The sequence below is a fragment of the Romboutsia maritimum genome, assembly GCF_002251085.2.
Taxonomy (GTDB): domain Bacteria; phylum Bacillota; class Clostridia; order Peptostreptococcales; family Peptostreptococcaceae; genus Romboutsia_B; species Romboutsia_B maritimum.
On sequence record NZ_NOJZ02000009.1, the window covers coordinates 1 to 12,120 of the forward strand.

The window sequence follows — 12,120 nt, forward strand, 5'->3', positions numbered from 1 at the left end:
TTACCTTACCAACTAGCTAATCAGACGCGGGTCCATCCTGTACCGCTAAAGCTTTGGTGCTTCGAAGATGTCTTCATAGCACTTTATCTCGTATTAGCATACCTTTCGGTATGTTATCCGTGTGTACAGGGCAGGTTACCCACGCGTTACTCACCCGTCCGCCGCTCTTTCCCGAAGGAAATCGCTCGACTTGCATGTGTTAGGCACGCCGCCAGCGTTCATCCTGAGCCAGGATCAAACTCTCAAATAAAAGTTTTGATGGGCTCAGATACTGTTATATATCTGGCTTTGTTTGGTTGTTTCAAATTCTATAAATTAACCTACTGTTTAATTTTCAAAGTTCATTTTTTCTTGCTCTCTCGAGCACATATATAATATTATCATCTATAAAATTATAAGTCAACATTTTTTTATAATAATTTTATTTTTTATTAAATAATGTATGAAAATGCTAAAAATATAAGTCTCCATAACATTTGTACTTATTTAATTGTAAACATTATAAATATTATGGAGTTTAATTTAATATATTTTATATTAATTATTTATACCATGATTTTATTACTTCAATACTTTCTTTTGATGGATAAAAATTTTTATATTCATCAACTTTACCTACACAAAATATAGAAAATCCTTTCATCCATTTTTTATCCTCAAATACTATTTTATATGCCTCAAAGCATCTAGCTTGTTCTTCATTGTTTTTTATTTCTGATGGTATTGGATTCCATGGTTGAAAACTTGTCTTTTCTCTTCTTACAAATCCTAATTCTCCAAAGAAAATAGGTTTTTTATGTTTTTGATGTAATTTAAATATTTCTTCCTTGATATTTTGATTTCTATTATATACAGTAGATGAACTTAACGAATTAACTAAATCGTCAACTGTATTAATTGACTTATCACTTAATTCAAAATACGCAGCTATAGATATAAAATCAACCAAATCAAAAATTTTATTTTCTAACTTATTGTTATATATTTCATAACTAGATTGAATCTGTTTTGAAGTATACCACCAACTTGTTCTGTAGGTTACTTCCCCTTTAAATTTAGATTTAACAAATTTAATAATAGCACACCATTCTTTTTCATAATGCTCTAAATAATTTAAGTTAGATGCTATATTAATAATATCTACATTTAAAGGAATTGCCACTTCATTTAGAAGCTTACATATAACATTATTTTTCCAATTATAAAAAAAATGTTCTTTATCACTTGGATTCCACTTTGTTTCATATTCATTTCCATTGTCTATCCATGGATAAGCTTCTAATATAATTTTAATATTTTTTTTCTTTAATTTTTTTATTAATTTTATAGCTTTATATTCACTTTCCTTATCTATATAAAAATCTGAAGAACTTAAATTTTCTATATTAATAATTATAGGAACATTAACAGTATTTAATTCTAATAATTCAATATCCCTTATTACTTGTTTTATATCATAATCTGTAGATAAATTTGCTGATTTTATTTTATTATTATAATCTATATTAATAATAGTATTATTTTTAATACAAAATACAAATGAAACTATAATTAATAGAAACATTACTAAATACATTAATTTTATTTTATTATTTTTACTTTTTTTCAAAATAAGTACCTCTTTTATTTTCTTTTGTATTTAATAATAAACAAGCTTGATAAAATTATTACTGCAATAGACGCACTAACACCAAATATAATAAAACTCTTAGTTGACTTACTAAGTATCTTCTTATTATCATTTTGTTCTATAACTTCATTTGAATATGTTAACTCTTTTACAGTATTATATCTATCTATAACTATTGTATCTCCTTTTGTATCCTTAATTTTGGATATATCTGTTAAATAATTCATGCCTACTTGTAAATCTACTTGGTTTATTGCGCTAACAACTAATACTCTTTTATCTTTATTATATGGAGATTGTATTAACTGTATAGTCGATATATCTTTAGCATAATTATCTAATAGGTTTATTTTATCATTAGGCACAAAACTAGAATAATCCTCATTTAATTTTATATTGAAGCTATTGCTCATATCTTTTATAAGATTGCTACTTAATGGTGTTCCTAAAACTATCAGATTATCATTCTTATACTTTTGATCAAAATCATTTGACTTAACTATATTAATTCTACCATTATTCTCTTCTACGCTTTTTCCCATATCTATAGCAATATTTGATATCCATTTAATGTCCCTCGAATTTATTTTATCTTGTACTACTATTGTTAAATCATTATATGATTTATCTTTGATAAAAGGGTATGGATAATACTGTAGTTTATTTGAAATAGTATCTTTCATTGGCAAATTTAAATAAGATGAATTTAATATATATCCCCAAGGACTATTAGTAGCTCTTGTTACACATGCTACGTCTTTAACAATCAAATTTAAAGAAATTTTAAGTTGATAATAGTCACCATGTAATACATCTTTAGGTATTTTTAATTCAATTACATGTCCGTCTGCAAGTTGTTTTTCTAATTTTTGACTTCCTATTGGAGAATTATTTACATACACTGTAGCTAATGATCTTTCAAAATCTAAGTTTTTAGCATATCTTAAATTTATAACTATTTTAGCATCATCTTCTATTATCTTTCCATCAGGTATTTTAATATCGAAAATTGCTTCTTGGGTGAATGGTCCTTCTAATAAAACATTTGAATATCCTATATCTTTTAACTTTAAATGCGTATTATTCTTTTTATTTACTATAGTTTCTACATTTGTGTATTTATTTACAGTTACTGATTCTGATAAAATTTGCTTTGATAATTCTTTATTAGTTAATAAATTAGAAGCTTTTATTATATCCTCATCTTTACTTCCTATAATCATAAGCATTTTCTTTTGATTATTATAAGGAGATATAATTTGCTTCACTATACAATTAGAACTAGCTAATTTTCTTTCCTCATTTGTTAAAATTTTTAGTATTTCTTCTTTTGTGTTTTCAGGTTTTCCAATATAAATTATATTATTCTTTTCATTTTTAGATTCTGAGTATAATTTAACATTAAATTTTAAACTTTCATCTTTAACTAAGTTACCAAAATTAGATGATATATTAAATAAGGCTGATAGTTCTCCTCTGTCTATATTATCAGGAACTATTATTGTAGTATCTAGAGTTTCATCCTCATTTAAATTTATGTATGGATAAGGATATTCTTTTATCAAATTAGAACTATTTTTATTTTTATATCTCACAGATATGTATGACTCTTTATTTAAAACTATCCAATTTCCCGTGTTATTATCATCCTGACAAATTTTATCCGATATGGTTTTGTATATTTTTATTTTTATTTCATTATAACCTTCAATTAAATAGTTCTTTGGTATTTGAACTATTAGAGTTTCTTTATAATCTTTTTTTCCATCTAACTTTATGGACTTTATTGGTATATCGTTTATTAATATACTTAGACTAGATACGTCTCCATTTATTATTTGACTCTTGTTAAAATTTAAATTTAATGTAACATCTCCTACATCCCATGTTTTTTCTATATTAAAAAATTTACTACTACTTCCTATTACACCATTTATACTTACTTCTTTTTCAAATTTATAATTTCTCACTCTAATATCTTCTGCAAATGATACCTTTATAAAACATAAAATAAATATCATCGCTCCTAAAATTACTTTCTTCATATTGAACCTCCGATGTTTATTTTAAAATCGTTCGGTCTTATACCATTTAACTTCTCTTTTAAATATCACATCTTTTATATAATCGATTATTCCTTTTATAGCTACTATCAACCACATTTGAGAATATGTAAAATACATCAATGCAACTATAAAAATATTTTCCAAACTAGCTTCTCCTTTTTCCATAGATAAACTAATACTAAATTCAATAATAAATAATACATACGACAATATCCATATTAACCAAAAATTTATAGGAATTGATATTTCAATTAATTTGAATATACTTAAAATAAATAAAACATCTGAAATTACAACTGATGTTAAAAATAAAAAATATACAGAAAAAAAATAATAAATATCAAATAAAACTCTACTTTTTCCTTGCTTCAATATATTTTTTATATATTTCATCAATACATATATATTACCTTTTGCCCATCTAGTTCGTTGTTTTATCCAAACTTTCACAGTTTCAGGTTCTTGTTCCCATGTAACAGCTTGAGGAACAAATTTTATTTTATATCCTATTTTATACATTCTAAAGCTAATTTCTGTATCTTCTGCAATTGCTTTACTGTCCCATCCTCCAAGTTCATCCATTACGCTTCTTCTTAATATAAAATTAGTACCTGGTATAGTACATAATTTCAATAACTGCCATCTACCTGCCTGAGCCATCCACTGAAAACTTAAAGTTTCTATATTTATGAATTTAGTCAATAGATTTTTTTCTTTATTCCTTGTTCTAAACTTCCCAATAACTGCACCCAACTCTTGATTTGGTACTATTGTTTCTATAAGATATCTTAGTGCATTCCTTTCAGGAGTGTTGTCTGCATCATAAATTGCTATAAATTCACCCTTTGCAATGTTATATGCTAAATTTAAAGCATTAGATTTACCTTTTCCTCCACTAGTTTTATCTGTATTTATAATAGTAAAATTATAATTTTTATTTTTGTCTTTTATCTCTTGTAAGATTTCTTTACTATTATCTGAAGAGTTATCATTAATTACTATAAGCTCCATCTTATCTTTTGGATAATTTAGTAATAATAAAGATTCAACTGTTCTGCCTATAACTTTTGCTTCATTATGAGCAGGAACAAGTATAGATACTGTTGGATATTCTTTTAACTTAATAACTTTTTTACTATGATTTTTAAAATAAAAAATATATCCACCTATCGCTAATGCTATATTTATAATTAATAAAAACCATATACTAAATAAACTAAATAAAAATAGATATTCTGCTATATTAAATGATTTCATATATATCACCTGAAAAATTTATTTTTTTCAATATTCTTAAACACTAAAAAAGTTACTATAAATAAAACTATAGATCCAACTATAATACCCATAACCGCATTGCTTATTATCAGAATTAACTTATCATCTGTTTTTTTGTTTTTATTTGATAAATTTTCATTATATTTTGCTTTTATTACTCCATTATTACTCTCTATATTTATATCATCTATTTTTATCCAGTTTTTCATTCCTTTTAAATCCATAAATTTAATATCTTTTGCTTCTAACTTTTCTACTACACTATTTAAATAATCAATGTTTAAATCAGGGTAAAAATTTATACCTGAACTATATCCTCTTACTAGGGATATGCAATTTAATTCTTCTTCTATTTTATCTATATTAAAATCATCATCTTGATTTATAAATCCTAGGTTTTCAGGAATTAGTTTATTAAAGTCTACGCTATTTTTTATAATATAAGGATAGGTATTATTAACATGAACATTATCATCACTTTGATGTCTACCCACATAAGTTGAAAAATATTTTTTTAGTTCTTTATATCCTTGCGAATTAATTACATTATTAGGTGCTTGAAATGCAATGGGATATATTTCATTTTCTATACATATCCTAAGCCCACTCAAAATTCTATTTTTAACATATAAATTTATATCCTCAGTAACAGGCTTATTATCCTTTTCATCCCAAAATTCAATTCCCTCTTTAGATGTTTTTTCATTCTTATACTGGTGGGTATATCCATTTAATATAATACTCCCTCCTTTATCTTGAATATATTTTAATGTATCAATCATTTCTTCATCTTCTGATATAGTTATTATTTTTTCATTTTCCTTATTTAAATATGCCGGTGTAAGATTAACCATAAATGGTATAGACTTACTATATAAATAATCTGAAATTTTTTTTAAATTTTCTTTATCCGTAAATGGATTCACATAATCTAGTCTCAAAAATACTTTACCTTCAGAATTGATTTCCATATCAAATATCTCGTTTAGTTCATTACTAAATATATAAAATAAAATATCATTAAAATTAATGTTTGATACATAAAATAAATTTTTATCTTTAACTATATAAGGGTAACTATTTAACCCATCATTTATATATGCTATTGTTTGATTATTTTTTTCTAAACTTTCGACAATATTAAATACATATTGTTTTTTTAAAATGTAATCTTTTTCTTTGTAATTAACTTTTACTATTTGTTTTGATTTTCCAACATATTTCAAATCATATTTTCCATACTTCAAAAATTCATCTATTCCATTTCCTATCCAACATATATCGCCTTTATATTGGATTAAACTTTTTAACAAACCATAATCTAGAAAATTTTCATTCAGTCCTAATATAAAAACATAATCATAATCTTCTAATTTCACCTTATCACTATACTCATTTAAACTCATTTTAATAGTATTAGTATTAAATGCATGTAACAATGTATCAATTCTATTTACATCTGTATCGGTATAATACCCTGTATCATATACTATAATAATATTCTTACAATAACTATCTTCTGCATGAGAAATATTTCCACTAACTAAAATCAAAAAAATTAAAATTACAGCGATTACCTTTTTACTAAATTTAAACATCGTACTGTAATTCTTCCTCTACTACGTTTTTAAATCCTATGCTATCTCCCATACTACTTTTGTATTCTAAGTGAGCAATTTTGATATCTATATTGACAGATTTCCCATCATCAGATAATTTTAAATTTAATTTCCTTATTTCATTTTTAATCCTTTCTTTAACTACTTGTGCTCCATCATTTCCTGTATTAGGCATTAATATTCCTATCTTATCTCTTTCTAAACTATATCTTATATCTTCATTTCTAGTAAATGATGTAATACTATTTGATATATTCCTCATTACTTCATTTGTTTGAGTTTGTCCAAGTATCTTTTTTAAATAGTAATAATAAGGCAACTTAATTATCATAAGTGAAAATTTACTATTATATCTTTTAGCCTTACTAATTTCCTTATTTACATCATTATAAAATATCTTTAAGTTTCTAAGTCCTGTTTCACTGTCTATAGATACTAAATCTTTATATTCCTGAGTAAGTTTCATATTTAGTTTTTGTAATTCATGGATATTTTTATTTATATTTCCTGTTATTATAGTTGCAATAGGTATACCAACTATCCAAATATAAGAAGTTAACGATACTTTAATCCCATAAGAAATATTATTGTACAAAATGTAAGATGCATAAATAAAAACAGTAATAGAACTCATTATTAAACCTAATTGTATCGACGACAAATATGTAACCATTAAAATAAAAAACATTAATCCAAACATAACGAATGTATTCATTTTTATGCTGTCATTTATATTTAGCATAACTAATCCAACTACTAAAAATATAAATGTAAATAATCCTAAAATAAAAAGATCTATTTTCTCATTTATTTTATTCAAAACATCTTCCTCCTAGTTGTTAATTCTACAAGTATATTTACATATATATTTTCCCCTTTTTTATTTTTATAACCACTGTTTATTTAATACTAATTCACTTTTAATTAATTCTTGTAATAAACATATATTTAATTAATAAAATCATAACAATAAAAAAAGCCTAGGTGTATAACTTAGGCTTTTTAACATATTTAATTCTTATATATAAGCATTTATTTTTTATTATAATAAGTTTTATGCTATTTTTGACTGTTCTTTTTCCATAGATTTTAATTTCGGGAAACCAAGTACTATTGATAATAGTCCACATATACCCATCAATGCTGGATAATATAAGTATCCTAAAATTTCCATTGGTGATATAGCTGCTAAACCTGCAGCTGCTAAAACTTGTCCCCCATATGGAATTAACCCTTGCCAACAAGATGAGAATATATCAAGTATACTAGCCGTTCTTCTTGGATCTATATCATATTGATCTGCTATATCTTTTGCTAGAGGACCTGCCATAACTATAGCTATTGTATTATTCGCAGTACATAAGTCAACTATACTTACAAGTGCTGCAATTCCGATTTCTGCACCTCTTTTGCTTTTTATCTTACTTGTTATAAAACTTAATAAGAAGTCTATTCCTCCATTAAATTTTATAAGTTCAACTATACCTCCTATTACAATAGCTATCATAGCTAAATCTTCCATTCCAATCATACCTTGAGATGATGCACTTAAAAATGTAAATATATCTAACGAATTTGTAAATATTCCTATAGCTCCTGCAAGTACTATTCCTCCTGCAAGTAATACAAATACATTAACACCTAAAAGTGCTCCTATCAATACAGCTATATATGGTAGTATCTTAACGATCTCATAACTATAAGTTTCATTTAAAGATGCTTTATATCCAGCTGTACTTATACCTAATATTATTGCTGTTATTATTGCTGCTGGAATAATTATCATAAAATTAACTTTAAATTTATCTTTTAATTCGCACCCTTGAGTTCTAACAGCTGCTATCGTTGTATCTGATATCATAGATAAGTTATCTCCAAACATAGCTCCTCCAACTACAGCTCCTAAAACCAATGCTACAGGAATTCCTAATTTTTCAGCTACACCTATACCAATTGGAGCTATAGCTACAATTGTACCCATTGATGTTCCCATTGAAATCGATATAAAACACCCTATAACAAAAAGACCTACTACTACTAAATTTGGTGGAAGAATTGATAGACTTAAATTTACTATCGAATCTACTCCCCCCATCGACTTAGTAACATTTCCAAAAGCTCCTGCCAATAAGAAAATTATACACATTAATATGATATCTGAATGACCTGCACCTTTACAAAATATATCTATTTTTCTTCCAAAGCTTACTTTTTTATTAAATACTAATGCTACAGCTGCTGAAATAATAAATGCAACCAGTACTGGCATTTTCCCAAAATCTCCAGATATAATACCTGTACCTATAAATAAAACTAAAAACACACCTAACGGTAATAATGCCCATGGGTTACCCTTTTTAACTTCGTTCTTCATTAAATCACCTCTATTTTTTATTTTTTAAACGTTAAATACAGCATCCTTATTATAAAGAAATTGTATCTGATAAATACAAAAGCCTGAGTACAGACTCAGGCTATTATTAAGCTATCTAATACTCATCTCTCAGAATAATACTGTAGGATTTAGCACCAATGTATAATAATTTATACTGGTTGCTGGGCTTCAAAGGGCCAGTCCCTCCACCTCTCTTGATAAATAGTATTTTTTTAGTTTTTATATTTTCATATTTTACTCTTTATATATTAATATTTTTTTTTATCTAAGTCAATATTTTTTAACTGTTATTTATATGATTTTTTTAAAATTAAATTTTATTTTATTTTTAATTCTACTTCATGATCTATTAATTGTAAATTATATGCTTTTATGACTTTTACAAGAGTATCAGCATATACTTTGTTTCCATTTTCATCCTCTTTAGTACTATAGCCTGCGTCCTCTAATGCCTGAGCCTGTGTCTTATAGTGAGTTGCCTCAAAAAATCCATTTTCTTTATATCTTTTATTATCCCATAAAAATTTACCATGATCTTTTATAGATTGTTCTACAGAATCATAAACTCTAAAAGATGCAGTAATTTTATCATTGTAATTTTCTGAAGTTGCTACTTCTACACTTTTTCCGAGCCAATTTTTATCTGCTTTTATCCCAAACATATTATTACTTGCTTTTGTTAACTCAGATGTTCCCCATCCAGATTCTAATATTGACTGTGCTATCGTAACAGATGGTAAAATCTTATACTCCCTATAATTTTCTATAGCTGTTTGTTCAATACTATTTATAAATGATACTTTATTACTTTTATCTTGTAAGTCTATATCACCTAAAAACACATCATCTAATTTTTTCAAATAATCATTTGCTTTCTTTTTTTCTTCTTTTTTAAAATTCAATTCATTTAAAACAACATCAAAAGATTTTAAACTATATTTATCCTTATTTTCCTTTTGTATAAACATTTTTCCTAATTTTAATGTGTCTTTCTTTTTAACATCTGTTAACTTATTATTATATCTAACCATATCTATTGCCATTAATTCTTTCCAACTCAATTGAATCTTATTATCTCCAGTTTCATCTGATACGTCCATGTAAAACTCAATTTTACAATCTTCTATATTCCTTGATTTATATAATTCTTCTAAATATCTAGTTATCTTAAAAGAGCTAGTTATGGCTAATATCGCAATAGCTACTAAAATAATTTTTTTTAAAATAGATTTAAATTTATTTTTTGTTTTTCTTTTTTTCCCTAAATGCTTCAACCTTTTTCTCCCCATAAAAACCTCCTCCCTAATAATTGCATTATACTTTAAAATAAAACAGGCTCCTTAATAACTTTTCATATTAAGCAGCCTGTTTTGCTATTTGCACTTTAATTCTATCCATGCTTTGTCATAAATCTTTATGTCTGATCCAATATCTATAAATGTTTCTGTCTTTGCCAAATCTTCTTGTGAAGGATATGCCACAGGATCATTTACAATTTCTTTATCTAATAATTTTAATGCTGCTGTATTAGGTGTTGAGTAACCTATATATTCAGCATTAATTTTTGCATTTTCAGGATCTAATAAAAAATCAATAAATTTTTCAGCTTCTTCTTTATGTTTAGACGTAATAGGAATACACATTGAATCTACCCACTTATTAGTTCCTTCTTTAGGTATAGCATAATCTAAATTTGGATTTTCACCCATTAAAGTAACGGCATCACCAGAATAAATTATACCCATAGCAACTTCTTCACCTAATAATCTATCCTTACCTTCATCATTAACATATGCTAACACTAAATCTTTTTGTTTCATTAATAGCTTCTTAGCTTCTTCTATTTCCTTTGGATTTGTTGAGTTCATACTATATCCTAATTTTTTTAGGGCTATCCCCATTGTATCTCTAACTGAATCAAACATCATTATATTTGATTTATATTTAGGATTCCATAGTATATCCCAACTATCTACAGGTTCTTTTACCATTTTCTTATTATATAATATTCCAAAAGTTCCCCACATATACGGTACACTATATTTATTTTCCTTATCATATATAGGATTTAAAAAACTTTTATCAATATATTTTAAATTTGGTATATTATTAAAATTTATTTGTTTAAGAAGTTTTTCATTTTTCATTTTTTCAACCATATAATCTGATGGGAATACTACATCATAATTCGTACTTTTACTCTTAACCTTTTGATACATCATTTCATTAGTATCATAAGTTTCATAAAGAACCTTTATACCTGTTTCTTCTTCAAATTTTGTTATAAGACTTTCATCTATATAATCTCCAACATTATATACATAAAGAGATCCATTTTCATTAGTTGTCTTATTACAACCTGTTAATATACTCGTACATAAAATACCTATAGTTATTAGCGACATTATTTTTTTTAATTTAAACATTACTTATCACCTCTCACTATAGACTGTTTTTTATTTGATAATAAAAGCAATCCTAAAACCACAACAAACATTATCGTTGACAATGCATTTATCTCAGGTTTTATACCCCTTCTAGCCATTCCATATATTTCTATAGAAAGATTGCTAACTCCATTTCCTGTATTAAAGAAACTTATTATGAAATCATCAACAGACATAGTAAACGCTATTAAAAAACCTGATATTATACCCGGTTTTATTTGAGGCAATATTACTTTTCTCAATGCATATATAGGTTTAGCTCCTAAATCCATCGCTGCCTCCTCAATATTTTGAGGTAACTGCTTTATTTTAGGTAAAACTGATAATATCACATATGGTATATTAAACATTATATGAGATAAAAGCATAGTTATAAAACCAAATTCCATTTTTATAAAACCAAATAAACTCATAAGCGCTACTGCTGTCACTATATCTGGATTTAATACAGGAAGATAATTTATATTTAATAAAATTTTTCTATTTCTTCTTCTAATTTTTTGTATCCCTATGGCACTTATAGTTCCTATTATTGTTGCTATTATTGATGATAATAATGCTACTATAATAGTATAATACAAGGCACTCATTATACTTTCATTATGTATTAATCTTTGATACCACTTAAATGTGAATCCTCCCCAGTGGGCCATTGATTTTGAATCATTGAAAGAAAATAATACTA

Annotated in this window: 9 protein-coding genes, 1 rRNA gene and 1 riboswitch; all 10 genes read right to left on the reverse strand. The window is 25.6% G+C overall.

All coding sequences use genetic code 11. The features are described 5' to 3' along the window. Positions 1-250, reverse strand: a 16S ribosomal RNA gene (locus CHF27_RS06755); the annotation flags it as partial. Positions 251-541: 291 nt separating this feature from the next. Then, positions 542-1,609, reverse strand: a complete 1,068-nt coding sequence (locus tag CHF27_RS06760) for a glycoside hydrolase family 113 (RefSeq protein ID WP_330409765.1) — start codon at positions 1,607-1,609, stop codon at positions 542-544. A gap of 14 nt (positions 1,610-1,623) precedes the next feature. Then, a complete protein-coding gene (locus tag CHF27_RS06765; protein WP_095406261.1) occupies positions 1,624-3,675 on the reverse strand; it encodes a cellulose biosynthesis cyclic di-GMP-binding regulatory protein BcsB in 2,052 nt (683 codons plus the stop codon). Between the two features lie 21 nt (positions 3,676-3,696). Beyond that, positions 3,697-4,953 carry a glycosyltransferase gene (locus tag CHF27_RS06770; protein WP_095406262.1) on the reverse strand — a complete coding sequence of 419 codons (1,257 nt, stop codon included), beginning with the start codon at positions 4,951-4,953 and terminating at the stop codon, positions 3,697-3,699. A gap of 5 nt (positions 4,954-4,958) precedes the next feature. Beyond that, positions 4,959-6,572 carry a DUF2334 domain-containing protein gene (locus tag CHF27_RS06775; RefSeq protein ID WP_095406263.1) on the reverse strand — a complete coding sequence of 538 codons (1,614 nt, stop codon included), beginning with the start codon at positions 6,570-6,572 and terminating at the stop codon, positions 4,959-4,961. Continuing rightward, the gene (locus CHF27_RS06780; RefSeq protein ID WP_095406264.1) at positions 6,565-7,413 is read right to left on the reverse strand and encodes a GGDEF domain-containing protein; all 849 of its coding nucleotides are present in this window, start codon (positions 7,411-7,413) and stop codon (positions 6,565-6,567) included. The genes CHF27_RS06775 and CHF27_RS06780 overlap by 8 nt, the downstream gene beginning before the upstream one ends. 234 nt (positions 7,414-7,647) lie before the next feature. After that, entirely contained in the window at positions 7,648-8,967 is a 1,320-nt protein-coding gene (locus tag CHF27_RS06785; protein ID WP_095406265.1) for a Na+/H+ antiporter NhaC family protein, read from the reverse strand. 119 nt (positions 8,968-9,086) lie between these two features. Beyond that, a riboswitch (SAM riboswitch) is annotated at positions 9,087-9,192 on the reverse strand. A gap of 113 nt (positions 9,193-9,305) precedes the next feature. Next, a complete protein-coding gene (locus tag CHF27_RS06790; protein WP_095406266.1) occupies positions 9,306-10,277 on the reverse strand; it encodes a glycoside hydrolase family 73 protein in 972 nt (323 codons plus the stop codon). Positions 10,278-10,361: 84 nt separating this feature from the next. Further along, positions 10,362-11,414, reverse strand: a complete 1,053-nt coding sequence (locus CHF27_RS06795; RefSeq protein ID WP_095406267.1) for an ABC transporter substrate-binding protein — start codon at positions 11,412-11,414, stop codon at positions 10,362-10,364. Beyond that, positions 11,414-12,088 carry an ABC transporter permease gene (locus CHF27_RS06800; protein WP_243444971.1) on the reverse strand — a complete coding sequence of 225 codons (675 nt, stop codon included), beginning with the start codon at positions 12,086-12,088 and terminating at the stop codon, positions 11,414-11,416. The genes CHF27_RS06795 and CHF27_RS06800 overlap by 1 nt, the downstream gene beginning before the upstream one ends. Between the last annotated feature and the right edge of the window lie 32 nt (positions 12,089-12,120).

Excerpts from the sequence above, each read along its gene's own strand:
- CHF27_RS06785 (WP_095406265.1), bottom strand. The coding sequence starts at position 8,967 with ATGAAGAACGAAGTTAAAAAGGGTAACCCATGGGCATTATTACCGTTA.
- CHF27_RS06765 (WP_095406261.1), bottom strand. The coding sequence starts at position 3,675 with ATGAAGAAAGTAATTTTAGGAGCGATGATATTTATTTTATGTTTTATA.
- CHF27_RS06770 (WP_095406262.1), bottom strand. The coding sequence starts at position 4,953 with ATGAAATCATTTAATATAGCAGAATATCTATTTTTATTTAGTTTATTT.
- CHF27_RS06775 (WP_095406263.1), bottom strand. The coding sequence starts at position 6,572 with ATGTTTAAATTTAGTAAAAAGGTAATCGCTGTAATTTTAATTTTTTTG.
- CHF27_RS06795 (WP_095406267.1), bottom strand. The coding sequence starts at position 11,414 with ATGTTTAAATTAAAAAAAATAATGTCGCTAATAACTATAGGTATTTTA.
- CHF27_RS06790 (WP_095406266.1), bottom strand. The coding sequence starts at position 10,277 with ATGGGGAGAAAAAGGTTGAAGCATTTAGGGAAAAAAAGAAAAACAAAA.
- CHF27_RS06800 (WP_243444971.1), bottom strand. The coding sequence starts at position 12,088 with ATGGCCCACTGGGGAGGATTCACATTTAAGTGGTATCAAAGATTAATA.